This is a genomic window from Streptomyces sp. NPDC027663 (assembly GCF_055566415.1).
Window position 1 is genome coordinate 36730 of record NZ_JBVHSK010000019.1, and the last position, 20275, is coordinate 57004.

Consider the following 20275-nt stretch of genomic DNA (forward strand, 5'->3'; position numbering starts at 1 on the left):
GTGGACCTGCCTGATCAGATGGGCCGTCGACAGCACGTGGGAGAAGATCCTCGCCGCCGTCCTCGCGGCAGCGGATGCCGTCGACGACATCGGCTGGACCGTGTCGGTCGACTCCACCGTCGTCCGGGCCCACCAGCACGCCGCCGGAGCACTCAAAAGGGGGCCGAAGGCAGCAACGAGCCGGCCGACCATGCACTCGGACGCTCCCGCGGCGGGCTGAGAACCAAGATCCACCTGGCTGCAGACGGCCATGCACGGCACCTGGCCCTCGCCGCACCGCAGGCCAGGCCGGTGACGCGCCCGCCTTCGAGACAGTCATGGCCCGCATCCGGGTGCCGAGAACCGGCCCGGCCGGCCCCGGACCCGTCCGACCATGGTCATGGTGGGCGCACAGCGAGCCGGCGACGCTGTGGTGACCTGGGCTCTGTTTCTCAACACAGGGGCGATCACGGGCACCTCCCGGGACATCGCCCCCGCAGAGGTCTGGGACCTGGGAGGGCACCCCAGGCAGCCGCAGCCAAGAAGACGGCCGCGGCGAAGAAGACCGCGGCCAAAGAGACCACCGCCAAGACGGCGGCGACGAAGACCGTCACCAAGGCGGCGAAGAAGACCGTCGCGAAGAAGTCGGCCGCTGAGCCGGCTGCGGAAGCGGAGGCCGCCGCCGGCGACATGGACGTCTTCCTCGGCCTGAACGTCGGCAAGGTGAACGCCACGCCACCGCCGTCACCCCGACCGGAAGAAGGCGTCCGCTCATTGAGTGACGAGGCGGAACGAGTGATGCGGGTTGCGGGGGCAGATGGCGATGATCAGCCGACCCCGGCCCGGTGAGACGCCTGTCGGCACGTTGGCGCCCATGACCCGGATGTCCTGCCGGTCCTCGTAGGGGACCCAACTGGTGGTGGCGGGGTCCCACTCACGCTGGTCGATGGTGAGCAGCGGGGTGAGCTCTGCGTCACAGAATGCGCAGGCCAGGGGCGCGGGTCCGGTGAGGTTCCAGGCGATGTAGCCGCCTACCTTCCAGCCAGGGGCCGTGGACAGGTCGCAAATGTACTGTTCGTTCTGGTCCTCGTTCTCGTCCTCTTCCTGTCCCTGCGACGCTTCGATGCGCTCCTGCACGTTCTCGGGGAGCTCTTCGAACCATGGGTGCTCGATGACTTCTTCGGGGTGTAGGGCGCAGGGCGAGGGGACGAGTTCGGGGCGGCCGACGACCTCGGGAACCGGCTGTTCGGTCATCGGTGTGCCGGTGTCCTCCGAGTACCGCCATCTCAGTTCGACGTGCATCTCGTGGCGGCTCTCGCCGTGCCGTTCGAAGGGGCACCAGAACACCTGCAGCAGGTCTCCTGCCCCGGTGTCGGGCAGGCCGGGCACGTCCCGCCGGTAGAGCTGGGTCACGCCGATCAGCGGGATGGGGTCGGTGTCGGCCAGGTGGGGGGCGTGTCGGCCTCGCTTGAAGCGGGAGAGTTCGTCGGCCTCCTCGGCGTTGGGGCCGGAGCGCGGGTCGCGCTGCCAGGCCCGTTCCAGGATCTCCCGCTCGCGCAGCACTTCGGCGTAGCGGTGGCCGCGGTCCCGCTTGTGAGGGAGGGTGCACACGGGCCAGGACTCGTCGGCGGGCCACAGCATCGGGCCGCCGACGGAGCTGTCCCGGGCCGTGGGGGTGCCGCGGCGTGGGTGCAGTCGGGTCGCGGTGCGGCGCAGCGCGGTCAGTTCGGGGATGACCGCTTCCACGTCCAGGGGGCGGGGTGGGGTGGTACGGGGCATCAACCGGGGCTTTCTGAAGGAGTCGGGTGGGTCGGGGCGTCTGGGCCGGGGGCCGTAGGGACTCTAGCGAGCCCGGGTGGCCCCCAGGGTCCGCGGTCAGGGTCTCCATCCGGGTATGGCGGTGCGTACCCCGGCGGCGGGGTTGTCGAGCCAGCCGGTCAGTTCGAATCCGCGGTTGCCGTAGGCGGCGTACTCGAGGCGGATGGGAATCGGGTTGGTCCCCTCATAGATCGGGGTGATGTCGTACTGGACGACCTCGCCTCGCTTCACCGCCTCGTAGATCGGCGCCTCGACCAGGTCGCGCTGGTACGGCGAGTTGGTGGGGTTGTTGGTTTGCGTCACCAGGTTGTGCCGGGCGTTGTGGTGGGTGCCCGCGCCGCCGAGGCGGTTGGCGAGGAGGTGGCCGCGGGCCTCGTTGAACGCGTTGCCGTTGCCGCGCCAGCCGGGCGGGCGGGTGCCGCCCGCCTCGGTGCCCGTGTCCAGCATCTCGGGGCGGATGCAGGCAGAGACGCCCAACGGGCGGCCGAGGTGGTCGTGCGGCTTGTAGCGGACGCTGCCGCCGCGTCCGCCCGCGCCGTCGGTCCAGGTGTAGTGCTCCTTGCGGCACGGAGCCAGGCCGATCGGGTCGTACAGGTCCAGCGGGTTGTCGACGTAGGCGACCGGGTTCGGCGCGGGCAGCAGGCCCAGTGGATCGGGGCTGACGTACCGGGCGGTCTCCGGGTCGTAGTGGCGGAAGAAGTTGTAGAAGAGGCCGGTCTCGGGGTCGAAGTACTGGCCCGGGTGGCGCAGTGGGGTGTGAGCGGTGGCGTCCGGGTTGACGGCTGTGGTGCCCCAGACGGTGGCGCGGCTACGCCAGGCGATCGTGCCGCTGTCGTCGACGAGTTCGGTGGGGGTGCCGACCAGGTCGGAGACGATGGCGAAGAAGCGGGAGTCGACCTCCTCGTCGGACAGCGGCTTGCGCTCGTACTGGACCAGCGGCCGGAAGCCGTCGTGCTCCCAGGTGAGGGTGGTGCCTGCGGTGGTCGACGTCTGCTCGGCCAGCCGGGCGCCGTCCCAGGTGAAGCGGGTCTCGTCCACGGCCCGGCCGGCCTCGTCGAGGCGGTACTTGGCGGTGCGGCGGCCCAGCGGGTCGTAGCGGTAGTGCCAGACGGCGCCGTCCGGGGTGACGCTGGAGGTGAGGCGGTCCTCAGCGTCCCAGGCGTAACGCCATACGTCGGGCTTGCGGGACAGCCGCTTTTTGACGCGTTCGACGAGGCGTCCGGCGGCGTCGTAGCGGTAGTGGGTGTGTCCGGCGCGCAGCACGCGGGTGCCGCTGAAGTCCCGTTCCCCGCGTGCGGCCGGGTCCGCGGCACTCTGCGGCCATTCGGCGGTGCACACGTTGCCCGACGCGTCGTAGGTGTACGTCTCCGCGCCGGCGGGCCCTTCGGCGCGCAGCGGCCGGCCGGCCGGGTCGAGGGCGTACGCGGTGCTCTGCCCGGTGACCTCCTCGTGCACGGCGGTCAGGTGGCTGTCTGCCCGGTAGGTGTAGGTGCGGGCGCGGACGCGGCGGCCCGGCCGGGCGGTGAGGCTCTGGTGGGTGAGCCGGCCCACCGAGTCCCAGTCGGAGACGAGGTGCAGGCCCGTGCCGAAGGTGCGTTCGGTCTCGCGGCCGAGCAGGTCGTGGCCGAAGGACAAGGCGTGCCGGCCGTCGACGGTGAGGGATATTCGGTTTCCGACCTCGTCCCAGCCCGATTCGGTGCGCGCCCCGGTGGGCGTGGTGCGCGAGACTCGCCTCCCAGCCGTGTCATAGGCGAGGCGCAGGGTGGCGCCGTCCACGGTCTGGGTCAGCAGCCGTCCGGCCACGTCGTAGGAGAACTCCAGCGCGCACTGCGGGCTCTGGGCCGCCGTCAGCCGGGACGCAGTGTCGTAGGAGAACGTGGTGCGCGTGCCGCCCACGGTCTTCGTGGCGAGCCGGCCGTTTACGTCGAACTCGTATCCGACCTCCTCTCCGGCTGCGTTGGTACGGCGGACCAGCTGTCCGGCGGGGTCGTAGAAGCAGCGGCGGGTGCGGCCGTCGAAGTCGGTCTCGGCGACCACCCGGCCGGCGGGGTCGTACCCGTACGTCCACGTCAGTCCGGCGGGATTGACGACCTGGACGAGGTGCTGCTCGGTGTCGTGGACGAAGGTGTGGGTGCGGCCGTCCGGGGTCGTGCGGGAACGGACCAGGTCGAACGGGCCGAAGGTGGTGCTGGTCACGCCGCCGAGCGGGTCGGTGTGGCGGACGCAGTTGCCCTCGCCGTCCCACTCCCAGCTCTCATTGCTGCCGTCGGGCGCGGTCCGGGTGAGGAGCCTGCCCTCGGCGTCCCAGGTGAGGCGGCTGATCGCGCCGAGGGCGTCGGTCAGCTCCACCGGCCGACCGGAGGTGTCCCGGCGGCAGACCGTGCGGCCGCCGCGGGCGTCCTGTACGGCCACCGGGAGCCCGACCGCGTCCGCCTCCAGGTGCAGTGTCGCTCCGAGCGGGTCAGTGATGCTTGCCAGCGCGCCGGTGGGGTGGTGGGTGAAGCGGTGCACGGCGCCGTCGGGGCCGATGACGGTCGTACGGTTGCCGCGCTGGTCGTACTCCTGGCGGGTCTCGGCGCCGTCCGGCCCGGTGAGGGTGACCGGGAGCCGCCGGGCGTCGTAGGCGACGCGGGTGACGGTGCCGTCGGGCGCGGTGACGGCGGTCAGGTTGCCGTCCGCGTCCCAGTCCCAGCGGACGGTGCGGCCGAGCGGGTCCGTGTGGGACAGCAGGTGGTCGTGGCGGTCCCACTGCTGGGTGGTGGTGTGCCCGAGCGGGTCGGTGATCGCGATGATCTGGCCGCGGCGGTTGGCGCGGTAGAGCGTGCGGTGCCCGAGGGAGTCGGTATATGTGACGGTGCTGGTGCCGTCGTCCTGCGGCTCGCCGTAGGTGATCAGGGAGTTGAGGATGCCGTCGGTGCCGTGGGTTGCGATAACGCGGCCGGCGCTGTCGTAGACGTAGGTGAACGCCGTGTCGTTGGAGTCCCGCCAACCGGTGAGGCGGTGGGCGGCGTCGTAGGTGAAGCGGGTGGCCGCGTCCACCGCGTTGCGCACCTCGGTGAGGTCACCGGACTCCTCGTCGTAGCGGAAGGAGCGTACGCGTAGCGGCTGGTCCTCGGTGAGGACGGACAGCCCGGTGATCCGGCCGTCCTCGGAGTCGACGCGGACGCGGTAGCCACCGCTGTGGGTGGCGGTAACCGGCGTGTCGTGCTCGCCGCGTTCGATGGTGACTGTGTTGCCGTTGCGGTCCTCGACGCCGACCAGCCACCACACGCCGTCACGGGACGTGGCCTGCTCGAACTGGCGTATGAGGCCGCTGTGCGGATCCTCGATGGTCAGGACGTAGCTGGTGCCGCGTGTGACGTATGTCAGCGGCAGCCGTACGCCCTCCGCGGGGGCGACCCGGTCACCGGGCAGGTCGGGTAGGCGCGGGTAGGCCAGGGCCGAACCGTCCTCGCGGTACCACCAGTAGCCGCCCAGCGCGTCGTCCTTCTCCAGACGTTCGTCGAGCGTTGAGGCCCACGACGGCCCGAACGAGCGCCCCGTCTTGTAGCCGGACAGGTGGGTGCGGCGCAGGGTCAGTGGCAGCACGCCGGGCAGGTCGACATCGATCTGAGCGAGGATCATCTGACCGGTGGCCATGTCAACCGGGTCGCCGCAGGTCTCCTTGGCGTTCAGTTCGCGGGCCTGTCGGGAGAGGGTCGCGGAGTCGGTCTTCAGCCCGGGGTCCGGTTTACGGCCCGTGGCTGGGACGCCGTGGCGTCCTGGACCGCCGCCCGCTTCGCCCGTGTTTACGTGGATGTTTCTGGTGCGGTGGCCGACGCCGATGTCGTTGTGCTTGTGCAGGCGAGAGGTGGCCTTGACCCGGTCCGGGACGGTCTCCGTGATGTGCTTGGTGATCTTCTTGAGGGCCTTCTCGGAGCCATCAAGCGCGCCGTGAAGCACACTGTCGAAGGTCTTCGTGAACGGGTCACGCCCCTTACTGTGGCCGAACCTGCGCTTGGCTCGGTCCAGGGGATTGAACGAGGCCAGGTGCAGCTCGCTTCCGTGACGGGAGACTTTTCCAGCCCCGTCCTCGAACTCGACATGATCGATGCGGATCCGCTTCTGCGGGCCACCGCCCCCACCGGAATCACCGCCGGCCGAGGCGAGCTGCATTCCCCCGTGCCCACCCTTGCCGCCGTGCCCGCCGCTTCCGACGTCGCTCGGCATGGAAAACGCGCCCTCGGCCAAGTCGAGGACCATGTCCTCGACCATCGCCTCCAGCTTGGCGTTGACCGGCTCGGTGAGCTTCGCGATCACCTCGTCGACGACCCGGTCCACCGCCTCATCAATGATCCGCTTAACCGCCCGCCGCATCGCCGCGACCTCGGCCGCCCCGAGCACCGCCGACAGTCCGCCGGTTACCCAGGCGAGCCCGATGGACAAGCCCACCGACCCGGCCATGACGGCCAGTTCGGCCTCGGCCTTGGTCTTCATCCAGAAGATGATCTCGGCGAGCGCGTCACAGGCGTCCGCGAACAGCCGAGCAAGCTCCGGCAGCTTCTCCAGGTGGCTCGCCTTCACCTGGTTCCAGTGCTTCTCGATCGCATCGACCGCCCAGCCCTCGGATGAGGACAGGATCCGTGAGACAGCGGCGTGTGCGTGCCCGCCGTGCCCCTCGAACGTCTCCGCAAACTCCCGCATGGCGTCGGCCATGTCGCGGTAGTCGTCCTCGTCGACGTTCGGGAAGTTGATCCCGATGAAGTCCAGAACCTCGTCAAGCCAGCCCGGGATCGTGTAACCCATTCCCGTACCTCCCCCGTGTTCACTCCCAGCCCACGGGCACACATCCAGCCCGTTCGCGATCAAGAACCCTAGTAGACCGCGAAGACAGCAAGCCACCAGGACGCAAGCCAGCCTTACGGCTCATCGTTGCGATCTCCGTCGGCCGCTCCGGCCCGGTGCCTCAGGATCCGTCGCGCGTCCCGCAGTAGGCCCATCGCCCGTACACCCGGGGCCCTGCGCGGCCAGCGCCGCCGCCAGCGCAGGACGCCCCGCCCCCAGCGACATAGCCGTCGCCAGCCGTTAGTCGTCGGCCTGACGCCCGAGACCGTTGGCCCGCTCGCGGGGGTCGGTGTCGTGGTCCTGGTGCGCCTCGGTGATGGCGATTCTTGAAAACGGCTCTGGCCGCAGTTCCGTGAAGTGCAGGCAGGCTGAGGCCTGAGGCCGGGTACGGGCAACGAAGCGGCCTCCGGAGGTAAGGCACGCACAGGCGAACTCCCCGTTGTGATGCCGTACTTGCACTTCGCGAGCAGCAGGCGGATGCGGGGTGTGAGCGGTCCGTGCAAGGGGGAGCATCGGATGGCAACTCGCAGGGCGGTGATGGGAGCCGGTGCATGAGCGTTCGAATTCGTACGCCGTATCCGTACCTCGCTGGCTTGACGGTTCCCTTGGGCGCCGCCGCCGGGCTCACCTCGGCGTTAACGTCCGCACACCGCGGCTCCGATGAGTGGGTGATTTGGAGCTGTGCCGCTGTTGCGTTGACCGCCGCCAGTGGAGCTGCCTTCGTTCATGGACTCCGGCGATGGGCAGAGCTGGCCGCGCTCGGCGACGTGCCGCTGCCGGCGGTGGTCTAGCCGCTGGTGGTGCTGTATGTGATCAGTGGTGCGGTGCTGGCCGTGGCGCTACGCGGGGACCTCGTCGGTGCCTGGCGGGCACTGGTGCTGATCTCGCTAGCGGCTCTCGGGCTGGCTCCCGGGGCGGCCACCATCGTTGGTGTCGGTCACGTGGCAAGCACACATGCCGATACTGCTCCCACTCCGCTCGGCCTTCAGTTCGGAACCTTGGTCACAGCCAGCCGATTGCTGCAGTCTCTACTGACCGTTATGGGCGGAATCATCGCCCTGTTGGTAATTGCCGAGGCTACTAGCCAGCGCATGACCAAACACACCAACATCGAGACCACCTTGGTCTTCGGAGCCGGCAGTTCCGCACTCGTCGCAATCGTGTACGCCCCTGTGGCTGCGAAACTGCGCCAGCGAGGACGCGAACTGGTCGACCTGTGCCATCCGTTGGGGACGCTAGCTCCCGATGTGCTGGCGGAAGCTTTGGACAAACGGTCCCGACTCGAGACGACTCTGGGCGTAGATCGGAATGCCTTCAGCGACTTCCGGACCAACGTGGTCGTTGTCGGTCCCCTCCTGGCGGGTGCAGCCTCTGCCTTCCTGTCTCGGTAGTGCTGTGCCGCATTTGAGTGTCGTGAGGTCATGGCTGGGTGAGGATGCGGGTCCGGAGCAGTTCGAACGAGGCCCGGCCATACATGGCTCGCTTAAGCGTTTTCACTCGGTTCACGTGCCCTTCGACTATGCCGGAACTCCACGAGAGGGTGAGGCCGGCGGTGACGGCGTCGAGGTCCTGGCGGAGAAAGCCGGCGAAGCCCTGCATCGGTTTCGGAGCGTCCTGTTCGGCCTGACGGATCCACTCCAGCAGCAGGAATCCACGTCGGTGACGGACGAGATCAGCGAACGTGCGGGCCAGGTCGCAGGCCCGGGTGATGTCCGGGCAGGCAAGCCGGGCTTCCAGCAGGCGCTTGTCCTGGCTTTGTGTGAGGGTGTCACGGGGCCGCATGATCCAGGAGGTGATCTTCCGCGGGCTGGATATGTCGGCCTGGACCGGTTCGGCGGTGCCCGCCCACAAGGCAGCGAGGTGTTTGCGGACGACTTGGCGGCTGCCCCGGTAGCCGCGTTCGTGGATCTCCTGGAAGAGGCGGGTGCCGCTGACCTGGCCCTGTGTCTCGGTGAAGCGGGCGTTGAGGTATGCCTTGAACGGCTCCAGGACGCCGTTGGGGCGGCGCTCGCGGGCGGAGGCCAGGAGTTCGTCGAGGTCGGTGTCGCGGAAGCGGCGTACGGTCTTGCAGTCGAGGTTCAGACGGCGGGCGATGGCGCTGATCGTCCAGCCCTTCTCCACCAGGCGGTGGACGTCCTCGAATCGGTGACGGGTCCTTTCGATAATCTGGGTGCGGGGCAATTCCGGCACCGGCAGTTCCATCGGGACCGGTTCCGGCGCGCTGGGCTCCACCTGCTGCTCGGCGTGTTTGCGCAGGCAGTTGCGGTGCTGGTGACAGGTCTTCTCCACCGCGGCGGACAGGTTCTGAAGCAAATGCCACCGATCCGCGACTTCCAAGGCGTCGGGAGCAGCTGCCTTGACCGCCTTCGTGTAGGCGGTGGCCCGGTCCCTGCAGATGATCTCCGCGCCGGGATGGTCCTTGAGCCAGGCCGCGAACGTCTCTGAGGTGCGGTCGGGCAGCACGTCGACGACCTGGCCGGCTCGACGTCGACCAGCACGGTGCCGTAGGTGCAGCCCTTGCGGAAGGCGAACTCGTCGACCCCCAGCACCTGAGGGGCCCGGTCTTCAACCGGCGGCGCCGTCAGCAGCCTGAGCAGCCGGGTCCGGCCCGCGGCCAGTCGCAGACGACGGCACAGCCTGGCGGCCGGACGGCCGCCCAGCTCCACCGCGATCGACCGCAGCCACCCCGTCAGCCCGGTGCTTGAGCGGCGGTGCCGCTCGGTCAGGCCCGGCACCTGCTCGACGAACGTCTTCCGGGAGCACCGCTTCCGGTCGCAGAAGTACCGGCGCACCCGGAGCCGGACCACGACCGGCCGCGAGCCTAACGGCCATTGTCGATCGGCCTGGGCCCGTCGGGCCCTTCAGGGCGTGCAGGGTGGGTCAGGCTTGGGCCTGAGGGTTGATGCGGCGGCGCCGGGTCCGGGCTGCCACGTAGCCGGTCAGGCCGCCGAGGACGATGCAGAGCGGGGAGTACAGCAGCAGGTCCCAGTGCCGGAACTCGTGCGCTGCCTCGCCCAGGGCGAAGCCCGAGGCGACCAGGCCACCCAGCCCGCGTATCGACAACACACCGCAGATCGTCCAGAGCCCGGCCCGGACCAGGCGCGAGGAAGCCAAATGGTTGGCCGGCCGGGCGCCGGTGACGAGGAGCCAGGAGGCCACGCCCAGCAGACCCGCGACGGCCAGCGTCAGCGGGCGGGACGGCAGCTGCGACTCCTCCACCCCCACCACGGACGCCGCGAACTCGGCCCGAGAATCCAGCGGCCAGGGAGAGAAGGCCCACACCGCGTGCAGGGCCCCAGCCGCCAGCAGACCCGCACTCGCCACGGCAGCCGCCGCCCGAACACCGAGGCCGACACCTGCCGTTGATACAGCGCCTTGCCGTCGTGGCCCTTCCTCACGCCCCGCCACTCCGAGTACCCATGCCACCAGGTTCATCCCGCCACCCCTTCCGAGACAGTTCCATGCACTGCTGTATGGATGTTCCGTACAGTAGTGTACGGAACATGGGGAAGGGCAAAGTCAGCAGTGACGACTGGACGATGGCCGCGCTGCGGGCGCTGGCCCGCGGCGGGGTCGCCGCGGTAGCGGTGGACCGGCTGGCGCGTGAGCTGGGCGTCACGCGCGGCAGCTTCTACTGGCACTTCGCCGACCGGGAGGCCCTGCTGGTGGCAGCCCTGGAGACCTGGGAACTGCGCGCCACCACCGAGGTGGTGGCGGCCGTCCAAGCCCTGGACGACGCCTGGGCCCGGGCCCGCGCCCTGTTCGCGGAGGCCCTGGGCAGCGAGGAGATCGCCGGTCTGGAGCCCAGCCTCGCCGCGCAGGCCGGCCATCCGGCCATCGCCGAGGTGGTCGCCAGGGTCACCGACGCCCGGCTGGCCTTCCTGGCCGAGATCTTCACCGACCTGGGCTTCGGCCCGCAGGATGCCCGCCACCGAGCGCTCGCCGCCTACGCCGCCTACCTCGGCTGGCTCGAACTGCGCCGTACCGCAGCTGCCCTCGCACCCGAGACACAACTCCACGACCCCGGGGCCTCGGCAGCCCTCGACCACCTGGTCGCCATGATTCTCGCGCCGGCCGAGCCGCCCACAACGGACGGACCCGCCGACGGGTCAACGGGCGCCTGAAGCACGGTCCGCGACGTGGACAACACGCTCCAGCTCCCCTGCATGAGCAGTGCGCGCCAGGCTTTCCTTGGCACGACAACCGCAGCAGCCCTGGCCATCTGGCTCCGCACGTGATCGTCCGGTGAGACCTAAGGCAGTTTCGTTTGGATCACCGGCCGGACCAGAGGAAGATTCCAGCAATGTGCAGTCCGGCCGGTGATCCAAACGAAACTGCCTAGGGCTGAGTCAGCGTGCTTCGGTCGTACACGCACGGGTCCCGTGCTGCACGGCCAACCAATGGGACCGCTCAGCGGGGCGACCATGCCGGACTCCGGCAGTGTTGAGTGCGCCGTTTGCACGTCACCCGAAGCGGGGCCCGCGTGCCGTGCAAGTCCTGCGGCTTTTGCAGCATCAGTGTGCCCGTAGGGGTAGCGTCTTCATGAGGCCGAGCGAGAGGGAGCACGCAGCATGCCGCAGCCCGTGGAGACCGCGGACCGCCAAGCCAAGCAAGGGCTCATCCTGGACTTCGCCGGGGTGCTGACCGCCGATCCGCTCGCCGTGCACCGCGCCTGGTGCGAGTCGGAAGGGCTTCCCCCAGAAGCATGGCGCGCCACCCTCAACGACGACCCTGAAGGCCGACGGCACTACGCGGCACTGGAGATCGGTGAGATCGGCCAGGAGGAGTGGAACAAGCGCACCGCAGCCCTTCTCGGTGCGCATGTCGCACCGGACAACCTGATGGGGCGCGCCTGGGCCGCGGTGCCCCCAGCTCGGCGCATGGCTGCTCTCGCACGCGCTGCCAAGAGCGCGGGGTACCGTCTCGCTCTCCTGTCGAACAGTTTCGGCACGGACCCCTTCAACCCGTACGAACGCGCTGGGATTTGGGACCTTTTCGATGTGCGCGTCATCTCGGAGCAGGTCCGCATGGCAAAACCCGACCCTGCCATCTATGAGCTGACGTTGGAGCGTCTCGGGCTTCCTGCGCAGGCGTGCGTGTTCGTCGACGACCACCCTCGAAACCTGCCACCTGCCGAGGCCCTGGGTATCACTACCGTCCTGGCGACGGATGAAGCCGCCGCGGTGGCCGAGCTTGAGGCATTGCTCGGAGTGAGCGCCGCGCTTTCCGTCTAGCGGCGACTTCCAGCCAACTCACCGTGCCGACGGTGCCCATGGGTGTTGCCGGTCGTAATGCAGTGGGTACGGTCCGTGCCTGGCCGGTCGGGGAGGAGTTGCTGCGATGCAGTGGTCCGAGTACAGCACCGCTGAACGGCTCAAGACGCTGCGCGGTACCATGACGCAGGAGCAGTTGGCTGAAGCGGCCAACGTCTCTGTGGGTGTTGTGCGGAAGCTGGAACGGGGCGGCACCGCTTCCCTTCCTTCGCTTCTGTCCATTGCCTCTGCGCTTGGGACGGACATCGCCGTGCTCCTCGGCCAGCAGGCGCCTCGTCGCTCCATGGACCGCGACGAGCGTGCAGCGCTGCGCGCGCTGTCCGCTGCCACCCACGATGCCGCGATCGGCATCCCCACCGACACTGAGCCGGGCACCGTCGAAGAACTCCGCGGTGTCGTTCGGCGTGCTGACGCGGCCTATTGGGCGGGCCGCTACACCGAACTCGGTGCACTGCTCGGCGCCTTGCTGCCCGAAGCTCGCGCCCGATACGACGCTGCGGATGCCGACGAGCGGGAGGCTGCGGCCGGCGTCCTGGCCGATGTCTTCCAGACTGCCGGTATGGCCGCGAACGTGTGGGGTTCACGGGACCTGGCCTATGCGGCGCTCACCTACGGCCGGCAGATCGCCGTCCAGGTCGGCGACGATCTGCGGGATGCCCACTTGGCCGCCACCACAGCGTGGGTGAATCTCCGCGACGGGCGGACCGCGCAGGGCTTTGCGCTCGCCGCGGCCCAGGCCGACCGGATCGAGCCGAAGATGTCCGAACACGATTCGGACCGGCTGTCGGTGTACGGGCAGCTCGTCACGAACGCTGCCGTGGCCGCGTCCCGGGGTGGCGCCGCGCCGGACACCGCGCGGGAGTACCTCTCGCAGGCGCACGCAGTCGGTGCCCGCCTCGGGGCGGAGCATGCTCGGGGTCGGCATGCCCAACCATTCGGGCCGCTCTACGCCGCCACGCAGGCGATGAGCATCGCCGTCGCCCTCGGCGACACCGGCGGTGCGCTCCGGCTCATGGACACGATCCGGCTGGACGACACGGTGCCCCTCGCCACTCGGGCGAGGTACGGCCTGGACGTGGCGTTGACGCACGTGGAGTGCCGTCGGTGGGATCAGGCTGCCGACACCCTGGAAAAGGTCTGCGGGCATGGCGCCGGGGTGGGTGCGGCACCAAATGCTGCCCGGAGTGATCATCTCTCGCCTCGCCGGCGTGTCCGTCGCGCGGCTCCGCGGGCTCGCCCACGCGGCAGGTGTGCCCCTCGCCGTCCGCTGACGGCCACTGCCACGCGCCATAGCAGCTCACCCAGCCGTCACCAGTCCGACTGCCACGCTCCGTTGCAGTCCTGCTGGAGGGCGAGCGTGCAGCAGCACGGGACGTGACAGTCCGTCACACCACGACTTCGTGCGGCCGCCACGAGCCGTGCCTGTCCCAGGCGCACCACCGACAGCACGCTGACTGCATGCCGAAATCCCCATCCGGCGGCATCGGACACGTGCCGGTTGCCGTCTACTCCTGTGCGTCCGAATCGGCCGCTGTCCGCGAGGCCGAGCGCCGCGCACGCCACTACGCCGACGCCCGGCACTGGCATGTGGCCGGCAACTGGTCCGACGGCGACCCGTGCATGCCACTCGACGCGCGCCCGGCTTGGGCGGCTGTCACGAGCGCGCTGTCTTCCGGCCTGGTCCGCTCGTCGCGGGAATCTCTCACCTGGCTGAAGACGCTCGGCAATTCGCCGCGCTCGGCGTCCTCATCCGTGACCGGGGCGGCTTCCTCACCGAGGCGACGTCGCCGCCGGCCCGCCAGACCCCGGGGCAGCACGAACGCCGCCGCATCCTCCTTGATGCCTCCTCGGGCTGGTGGCTGTGGGGCGACCTCGTGCCGGGAGCCGCCTCGTGACCCGGGCACGGGCAGAGGTCGGTGACCTGGTCGAGGACGCTGACGGACATCACGCCATCGTCACCGACATCAAGCAGAGCACCACCTGGGTCCTGCGCCCGGTGTCGGGCAGCACCACCACCCAGTGGGAGACGGACGACCCCGATTCGCTCCACGTACTCGAGACACGCGCAGACCGCCTGAACCGCGAGAAGAGCACCTGATGCGCAGCCGCCACAAAGTCCGCGGTGGGACTGATGCGGTCGAGCGCTTCTGCGTCGGGGTGTGGTTCACCGGCCACATCGCTGCCGTATTCACGCTCGGCGCACTGATCACCGACGACCATCAGAACGTCGTCGCCGGCCACCGGCCGTCTGTCAGCCAGCCGGATGCCGGTCCTGACGCGGCCGACCGCGCGTTCTAGCCCCTGCCCTCCGCTGTCGGCTCCGCACAGCCCGCGCAGTGCGCGGACGTCAGCGACTGACAGCCGATCGCCAGTTACTTCCCTCCGTCACGCCCGGAAGGCGGACTCGCCGTGTACGCATTCGGCATCTGCATCGACCGGCACTACCTGACCCCCGGCCTCACCACGATCGCCTCGCTGGCGGACAGCCTCAGCCCCAGCGCCCGCAAGGCCGCAGCTCTGCGCTTGCTCAGCTTTGACCTCGGAGCGTCCCAGGTGCTGCTCCTGGCCGACCTCGCCAAGCGGGTCGGCTTCGGCTCGTTCGCGCTGGCTCGTCGCGCCCCACTCCGACCCGCGCGGATGGCGGACACCTCGTACATCACCGTCACGACCTATCTGCGATTCGAGTTCACTCCTGCGTTCGTCCGCCGCCCGTACCTGATTTACGTGGACGCCGACGTCCTGGTCCGCGGCGACCTGGCGACCCCGCTCGACACTCTCCGGCCCGGCGAGGTCGGCGCCGTACGTGACGAGTTCAACCCGTCCGTCGGCGGCTGTCCTGCCCTGCCTGGGGCCGCGGAACGCTGGCCGCATCTGAGGGACCAGCCGTACTACAACGCCGGTCTGCTGTGGGCTCACACCACCGATCTGCCGCAGATCCGTCAGGGTGTCGAGCAGGCCCTGGCCAGACACCGCAGGCACATCCTCCACAACGACCAGGACGCCCTGAACCTGTGGCTCCTCCACAGTGGTCGCGTGCGGGCCGCGGACACCGCGTACAACCGGTTCGAGGTGGGCCGGTACCTCGAACGCGGTGACTGGGTACGCCGCGTCGTCACTCGCCCCCTGTGGCCGGACCCGGCCGCGCACCTGGTCCACTTCGTGGGCCCCGAGAAACCCTGGCAGACGACGTGTCCCGGTACAGACGACGTACGGGAGTACCGAACTGTCCTGAAGCGGACCCTGCGGCACGTCCGCGCGCTGGGCGCCGCACATCCCGAACCGGCGGGGCTTCGATGAGCGCGCCGCCGGCCATGGTCACCCGGGCATGCAGCACCCTGCTCGGAACACCCACCCGGACCGCGGAGCGCTTGTCGGCGGGCTCCCGGACGGCCGTGTTCCGGGCGGACCTCCGCGACGGCCGCAGCGTGATCGTGAAGCTGTACGACCACACCGCCCGCCGCAACGCGCTGACCGAGGCCGCCGCCATCCGCGCGGCAGGAGTCGCTGTGCCTGTCCCGCAGGTGCTCGGCAGTGGCACCATCTCCAGCGAGGGGGCCACCGCGCTCATCACCTCTGACCTCGGCGGACACACTCTGGGTGCCGCTGTTCGTTCCGGCCACATCCCACATGTCCAAGGGCTCAAGGACCTTGGTGGCCTTCTCGCGCGCCTGCACCGAGCACCGGTCGAGCAGCCGGTGCCCCGCCGCCCGTTCTTCGATTCGGTCTCCTCCCTGGCCCACCACTGCCCACCCGACCTGCTGAACCGGATCGGCCCCGCCCTCGCCGTCATCGCCGACACGCCGGAGCGAGCACCCACCGTGTGGTGCCACGGCGACATCCACTTCGACAACGTCGTCCTCTCCGGCCCGCACGGCACGCGCTACATGGTCGACTTCACCGATGCCGCGCCTGGTCGGCGGGAGGCGGACGTCGCCCACGCCCTCGTCATGACCGCGGCCCACACCCCATGGGACCGCCGCACCCTGCTCGGCGCCTACGCAGCGCCCCTGAACGACACCCGGCTTTCGGCGTGGGTGGTCCTCCACACCGCGCGCTGCTGGGTGCACGCCACGCCCGGCACCAGCCGCCGCTTGTGGTCGGACCGCCTGGCCGACCTGACCCGTCAGACACCGCACCTCTTCCGCACGGCCAGAAGGGAAGGGACACCCCGATGACCAGCCCTGGACTGACGGTGGTCATTCCAGCCCACAACGAAGCCGCCTACCTGCCTCGCTACCTCCCCACCGTCCTCTCGTCCCTCGAACGTTGGCAGGAGACGAGCGGCGAACGAGGGGAGGTGGTCATGGTGGACAACGCCTCCACCGACGCCACCGCCGACATGGCCGCCTCCTTCGGCGTCCGAGTGATCAGCGAGACCCTCCGCAACATCAGCCGGGTCCGCAACGCCGGCGCGGCTGCCGCCGAAGGCCGCAGGCTGTTCTTCACGGACGCCGACGTCGCCCTCCCCATCGAAGCGATCACCGCTGCGGCCACCGCCATGGACAACGGCGCCGTCGGCGGCGCCATCCCGCCCCTGTACACCCCCAAGCGGCTCGGCGCACGGCTGCTCTGTGCCTACTGGGACCACTACCGGGAAACGCACGGCGGCGCGCAAGGCGTCGCCCAGTTCGCCACGGCCGCCGCTTTCCAGGAGATCGGCGGATACCGCGACGACCTGTTCATGAGCGAGGACGTCGAGTTCTTCCGCCGCCTGACGGCACACGGCCGCAGCAAGAACGCACCGGTCGTCATCCTCGACGAGCTGCGCGTACGCCCCTCCACCCGCCGTTACGACCAGTGGTCCAGCCTCCGGATGCTGTGGTGGCAGAACCCCGTCACCGCCCGGCTGCGGCTCAGCTCCCCACGTATGTGGCGCCACTGGTACCAGACCACCGTCCGATGACCCCGGAGCCCACCATGACCGTGACGCCGCCCGTGCCGGACGCGGAAGGGATCTACACCTTCCCCGACGACCTCATGCACGCCCACCGGCGGTGGACCGAGCACCTGTCCGAGCGCCACCGCACCCACGACCATCGGATCATCGATCTCAAGACCCCGCACAGCGGGCAGCGCTACCTCATCGAGATGCGCCGCCCGGCCGGCCGCCCGGTGCTCGTCATCGAACCGCACCACGACGACTTCGCCCTGTCCGCCTCCGGCACCTTCCTCGCCCATCCCCGACCGCTCACCGTGACCACGGTGTTCACCCGCTCCACCAGCGTCCACCCGACCCTGGAAGGCGCCTACGGCACCGAGTCCGCCGTATCCGACATGCGCAACCGGGAAGGCGCCGCCGCCCTGGCACCCTTGGCGGCTGACCGGATCCTCCTCGGCCACAGGGACGCCGAACCCCCATATCGCCCCTTCGACCAGGACCGTCTGGACCGGATCACGGACGAGCTCCGCGAGATCGCCGAAGCCCACCCCGGCGCCGAACTCCTCGCCCCGGCCGCCGTCACCCGCCACCCCGACCACCTCCTCGTGCACGCGGCAGCCGTACGACTCGGATGCCACTGGTTCTGGGAAGACCTCGCCTTCTGGCCCACCTACGCCCTGGCCGGCTGCGACCAGCACCTCTTCCGAGCACGCACCGGTTCCTCCCTGCTCCCCGAGCTCGTCGACATCACCGGCGTTGTGCTCGACAAGGTCACGGTGCTGCACATGCACGGCTCGCAGATGCACCCCGCTCGGAAGATGTACCGGCCGATCCGGCACGCCTGGGCCACGGCGGCCGACCTTCTGAGAGGTACGGGAGCCTTCGCCGAACGCTTCTACCGGACGGAGTCGCCGTGAAGATCATCGCGCTCGAAGGGCCGTCATACGCCGGGAAGTCCACCGCCATTCGCCACCTATGCACGTGCGGCATCCAGGAGTGGGCCTTCGTCTCGGACTGCTACGTCCAGCACATCACCCGTCGCACCGACATTCCGCCCGCCCGCACCGCATCCGCAGCCGAACAGCTCGCCGCGTTCGAGACCTTCATGGGCATCGAAGGCGCTCGCGTGCGCCAGGCACTCGCCAGCTCCAAGCCCGTCGTCCTCCTCGACCGTTCGGTGGACACCCTCCTGGCCCACGCCCACGCGCTCGACGCCCTGTTCGGCTACGACATCCACCACCGCCTCCGCGACCGCCTCCAGGAGCTGCCGTTCCTGCGCCCCCACCACACCCTCTACCTCGACGTGCCGGCCGAAGAACTGGCCCTGCGCCGCAAGGCGGCCGGGCACACGGCGGCGGAGTCTGAGTACTTTCTCCACGAGCCGGCGTTCCTCACCCACACGAGGGACTACTTCGTATCCGCAGTTCAGCCACCGGTGTCGCGGGAAGTGACCGTCATCCCCGCCGACGCCAGCCCGGACGCGGTCGCGCATGCGGTGGAGGCCCTCGTCACGTACTGGACCAGGTGACCGGCCGATGCCCACAGCCCTCTTCGCCTGGCGGCGTACCCCGCCTCCGTTCCTCATCGGCGGAGCCGAGGTCACCCAGCAACTCCTCGCCGAGGAACTCGCGGCAGCCGGATGGCGCACCGTCTACCTCGGCTCCCACCAAGCACCCTGGGACCAGACCCCGCAGATCGCCCAGATGCGGGCCTTCCTCGACCAGCTCGACACCGCGTACGAGGAGTCCCAGGAGGAGCTGCACTACACGTGGAACGGAATGGACTGCATCGCGGTACCGCAGCAGCGGATCACGCTAGCTCTGCGGAGCATGCTGTCCCGGGTGCGGCCGGACGTGGTGTTCACCTCACAGGAAGGTGCGGCCTATATCGCCGCCCAAGTCCGGCCCACCGCCCTCGTCGCAGGCATCCTGCACTCAGTCTCCAAGACGGGACTCGGCGTGCTCACCGGGCGCCCGCACCATGGACTGGCCGTCTCCCAGTTCGTTCTCCGACGTGCGCCCCGGACCGACGGCACCCGGCTGTCCGTCCTGTACCCGCCCTTCACACTGCCGGAGCCGGGGCAGCGCCGCCGCAAGCGAACCAGGGCCGTGCTCATGGTCAACCCGATCCCGGCGAAAGGCGCCGACCTCCTGCACCAGCTCATCCGACGCATGCCCGAGCAGCGCTTCACCCTGGTGGAAGGCTGGTGGAACACCGCCGAGGAGTTCGCCAGCTACCCCAACGTGACCTACGTGCCCAGGGTCTACGACATGAGTCCCCTCTACCGCAGCCACCGCCTCCTGCTCGTGCCGTCCACGGTGGAGGACGCCTTCCCCCGCGTGATCATCGAAGCTGCCCTGCACGGGACCCCGAGCATTGGTACCGACCGGGGCGGCATCCCCGAAGCCCTGGGCAACACGGGGATCGTGCTCTCCACCGAGGCCGGCGCGGAAGAGTGGGTGGAGGCCCTCCGCGCCGCCGACCACCACACCCTGGGAGAGGAAGCTCGGCAACGAGCGACCGCCTTCACCCGCCCCCGTCTGCCGGACCTCGAACGCCTCGGGATCTACCCTGCGGCGAACGCGTCCTCGACCTGATCCAGCCGGTCCGTCCACCAGTGCAGCAACGCCTCGTCCGCGGTGAACAGCTCATCGAAGGAGAAGTCACCGCGGTCGTAGTGGAACTCCAGCTGCCAAAAGTCCGTCATCCGTTTCCACCACAGCCGACGAGCACCATCCACCAGCGCAGACGGCTCCAGCGGCACCACAGACCGATACCCCTCGACGAACGCGGAGACCCGCGCGAGGTCGAACACCCCGCCCACGCCGAACTGCACCTGCGCCGTCCGTACGACCTCTTCCGCGTACGGGCGCACCGCGATCCGGTCCCAGTCCAGGATGGCGGCAAGTGCCCCGTCTTCCCAGAGCAGATTTCGGTACTGCACGTCGCCATGCGTCCACCCGTGGTCACCCTCAGGCGTCGCGGATCGCGGACGATGATCGGCGTACTTGAGGACGAGGGCCCGCCGATGCTCCAAGGCGACAGCGGCTGCTCGGTCGAACTGCCCGTTCCGATGGCGCGTATGGCCGCGGACAGCCGCTCGACCTTCTCCACCGCTCGCTCCGGCGAGGTGACGTCCGCGGTGATCGTCTCTGGCACACCGGGCAGCAGCCCCCGAGCACAAGCGCTGCCCAGGCTCACATGCAGGCGCCCCAGGTGCCCGCCCAGTGCGCTCACCTGGGACAAGGTGAGATCGACACCCCGCACATGGGAGCCAGCCACCCATGGGAACAGGCACCAGGCGCCGTCGCTGGCCTGGGCCACCAGCGACCCCGAGATCGTGGGGACGGGGGCACTGACAGGGACGCCGCCGGCGCCGAGGGCGGCCAGCGCGCCAAGATTGCGCTGCAACCGCTCCGGCGAGACATCCGTGACCCGCTTCAAAGCGAACTGCCCGACCGGGGTATCCAGCCTCCAGTTCGCGTTCATCAGCCCGTCAGCG

At 69.6% G+C, this 20275-nt stretch carries 17 protein-coding genes and 2 pseudogenes; 13 read left to right on the plus strand and 6 right to left on the minus strand.

Annotated features, from left to right (window positions below; translation table 11 throughout):
- Positions 1–195: 195 nt before the first annotated feature.
- A pseudogene (locus ACZ4SF_RS33605) lies at positions 196–379 on the plus strand (IS5/IS1182 family transposase); the annotation flags it as partial.
- Between the two features lie 371 nt (positions 380–750).
- On the opposite strand, the gene ACZ4SF_RS33610 reads toward ACZ4SF_RS33605, so the two are convergent.
- Both ACZ4SF_RS33610 and ACZ4SF_RS33615 read right to left on the minus strand, forming a co-directional pair.
- Positions 751–1758, minus strand: a complete 1008-nt coding sequence (locus ACZ4SF_RS33610) for a hypothetical protein (protein ID WP_468392097.1) — start codon at positions 1756–1758, stop codon at positions 751–753.
- A gap of 96 nt (positions 1759–1854) precedes the next feature.
- Positions 1855–6582, minus strand: a complete 4728-nt coding sequence (locus tag ACZ4SF_RS33615; RefSeq protein ID WP_468392099.1) for a DUF6531 domain-containing protein — start codon at positions 6580–6582, stop codon at positions 1855–1857.
- Between the two features lie 839 nt (positions 6583–7421).
- Here ACZ4SF_RS33615 and ACZ4SF_RS33620 point away from each other — a divergent pair.
- Positions 7422–8012 carry a hypothetical protein gene (locus ACZ4SF_RS33620; RefSeq protein WP_468392101.1) on the plus strand — a complete coding sequence of 197 codons (591 nt, stop codon included), beginning with the start codon at positions 7422–7424 and terminating at the stop codon, positions 8010–8012.
- Positions 8013–8040: 28 nt separating this feature from the next.
- Here ACZ4SF_RS33620 and ACZ4SF_RS33625 read toward each other — a convergent pair whose 3' ends face one another.
- Positions 8041–9135 carry an ISL3 family transposase gene (locus ACZ4SF_RS33625; protein WP_468392253.1) on the minus strand — a complete coding sequence of 365 codons (1095 nt, stop codon included), beginning with the start codon at positions 9133–9135 and terminating at the stop codon, positions 8041–8043.
- A 366-nt stretch (positions 9136–9501) separates the two neighbouring features.
- Positions 9502–9945, minus strand: a complete 444-nt coding sequence (locus ACZ4SF_RS33630; RefSeq protein ID WP_468392103.1) for a DUF3995 domain-containing protein — start codon at positions 9943–9945, stop codon at positions 9502–9504.
- A gap of 179 nt (positions 9946–10124) precedes the next feature.
- Between ACZ4SF_RS33630 and ACZ4SF_RS33635 the strand changes: the two genes are divergently transcribed.
- The 11 genes from ACZ4SF_RS33635 (at position 10125) to ACZ4SF_RS33685 (ending at position 19370) form a co-directional block, all read left to right on the plus strand.
- Positions 10125–10745, plus strand: coding sequence for a TetR/AcrR family transcriptional regulator (locus ACZ4SF_RS33635; RefSeq protein WP_468392105.1), 621 nt, complete (start codon positions 10125–10127; stop codon positions 10743–10745).
- Between the two features lie 447 nt (positions 10746–11192).
- Entirely contained in the window at positions 11193–11855 is a 663-nt protein-coding gene (locus ACZ4SF_RS33640) for an HAD-IA family hydrolase (protein WP_468392107.1), read from the plus strand.
- Positions 11856–11961: 106 nt separating this feature from the next.
- Positions 11962–13272, plus strand: coding sequence for a helix-turn-helix domain-containing protein (locus ACZ4SF_RS33645; RefSeq protein ID WP_468392109.1), 1311 nt, complete (start codon positions 11962–11964; stop codon positions 13270–13272).
- Positions 13273–13785: 513 nt separating this feature from the next.
- Positions 13786–13992, plus strand: a complete 207-nt coding sequence (locus tag ACZ4SF_RS33650) for a hypothetical protein (RefSeq protein WP_468392111.1) — start codon at positions 13786–13788, stop codon at positions 13990–13992.
- Positions 13992–14192, plus strand: a complete 201-nt coding sequence (locus tag ACZ4SF_RS33655; RefSeq protein ID WP_468392113.1) for a hypothetical protein — start codon at positions 13992–13994, stop codon at positions 14190–14192. The genes ACZ4SF_RS33650 and ACZ4SF_RS33655 overlap by 1 nt, the downstream gene beginning before the upstream one ends.
- Before the next feature lie 111 nt (positions 14193–14303).
- Positions 14304–15191, plus strand: coding sequence for a glycosyltransferase family 8 protein (locus ACZ4SF_RS33660; RefSeq protein WP_468392114.1), 888 nt, complete (start codon positions 14304–14306; stop codon positions 15189–15191).
- Positions 15188–16069 (plus strand): phosphotransferase family protein, encoded by an 882-nt coding sequence (locus ACZ4SF_RS33665; protein ID WP_468392116.1) that lies wholly within the window; start codon positions 15188–15190, stop codon positions 16067–16069. The genes ACZ4SF_RS33660 and ACZ4SF_RS33665 overlap by 4 nt, the downstream gene beginning before the upstream one ends.
- Positions 16066–16797: a glycosyltransferase gene (locus ACZ4SF_RS33670; RefSeq protein ID WP_468392118.1), complete on the plus strand. Its 732-nt coding sequence runs from the start codon at positions 16066–16068 to the stop codon at positions 16795–16797. Before ACZ4SF_RS33665 ends, ACZ4SF_RS33670 begins: the two co-directional genes overlap by 4 nt.
- 14 nt (positions 16798–16811) lie before the next feature.
- On the plus strand, positions 16812–17690 hold the full coding sequence (locus ACZ4SF_RS33675) for a PIG-L deacetylase family protein (protein WP_468392120.1): 879 nt from the start codon (positions 16812–16814) through the stop codon (positions 17688–17690).
- The gene (locus tag ACZ4SF_RS33680) at positions 17687–18301 is read left to right on the plus strand and encodes a dTMP kinase (protein ID WP_468392121.1); all 615 of its coding nucleotides are present in this window, start codon (positions 17687–17689) and stop codon (positions 18299–18301) included. Before ACZ4SF_RS33675 ends, ACZ4SF_RS33680 begins: the two co-directional genes overlap by 4 nt.
- A 7-nt stretch (positions 18302–18308) precedes the next feature.
- Positions 18309–19370: a glycosyltransferase gene (locus tag ACZ4SF_RS33685; protein ID WP_468392123.1), complete on the plus strand. Its 1062-nt coding sequence runs from the start codon at positions 18309–18311 to the stop codon at positions 19368–19370.
- On the opposite strand, the gene ACZ4SF_RS33690 is transcribed toward ACZ4SF_RS33685, so the two are convergent.
- Together ACZ4SF_RS33690 and ACZ4SF_RS33695 are read right to left on the minus strand one after the other, a co-directional pair.
- Positions 19340–20059, minus strand: coding sequence for a phosphotransferase (locus tag ACZ4SF_RS33690; RefSeq protein ID WP_468392255.1), 720 nt, complete (start codon positions 20057–20059; stop codon positions 19340–19342). The two genes, ACZ4SF_RS33685 and ACZ4SF_RS33690, sit on opposite strands and share 31 nt — an antisense overlap.
- Positions 20026–20262 (minus strand): annotated as a pseudogene (locus tag ACZ4SF_RS33695) (phosphotransferase); the annotation flags it as partial. The gene ACZ4SF_RS33690 and the pseudogene ACZ4SF_RS33695, both read right to left, overlap by 34 nt.
- Positions 20263–20275 lie beyond the last annotated feature (13 nt).

Coding starts and splice junctions, on each gene's coding strand:
- ACZ4SF_RS33635 (WP_468392105.1), top strand. CDS start 10,125: ATGGGGAAGGGCAAAGTCAGCAGTGACGACTGGACGATGGCCGCGCTG.
- ACZ4SF_RS33685 (WP_468392123.1), top strand. CDS start 18,309: ATGCCCACAGCCCTCTTCGCCTGGCGGCGTACCCCGCCTCCGTTCCTC.
- ACZ4SF_RS33655 (WP_468392113.1), top strand. CDS start 13,992: ATGCGCAGCCGCCACAAAGTCCGCGGTGGGACTGATGCGGTCGAGCGC.
- ACZ4SF_RS33645 (WP_468392109.1), top strand. CDS start 11,962: ATGCAGTGGTCCGAGTACAGCACCGCTGAACGGCTCAAGACGCTGCGC.
- ACZ4SF_RS33690 (WP_468392255.1), bottom strand. CDS start 20,059: ATGGGTGGCTGGCTCCCATGTGCGGGGTGTCGATCTCACCTTGTCCCA.
- ACZ4SF_RS33615 (WP_468392099.1), bottom strand. CDS start 6,582: ATGGGTTACACGATCCCGGGCTGGCTTGACGAGGTTCTGGACTTCATC.
- ACZ4SF_RS33610 (WP_468392097.1), bottom strand. CDS start 1,758: ATGCCCCGTACCACCCCACCCCGCCCCCTGGACGTGGAAGCGGTCATC.
- ACZ4SF_RS33665 (WP_468392116.1), top strand. CDS start 15,188: ATGAGCGCGCCGCCGGCCATGGTCACCCGGGCATGCAGCACCCTGCTC.
- ACZ4SF_RS33670 (WP_468392118.1), top strand. CDS start 16,066: ATGACCAGCCCTGGACTGACGGTGGTCATTCCAGCCCACAACGAAGCC.
- ACZ4SF_RS33675 (WP_468392120.1), top strand. CDS start 16,812: ATGACCGTGACGCCGCCCGTGCCGGACGCGGAAGGGATCTACACCTTC.
- ACZ4SF_RS33640 (WP_468392107.1), top strand. CDS start 11,193: ATGCCGCAGCCCGTGGAGACCGCGGACCGCCAAGCCAAGCAAGGGCTC.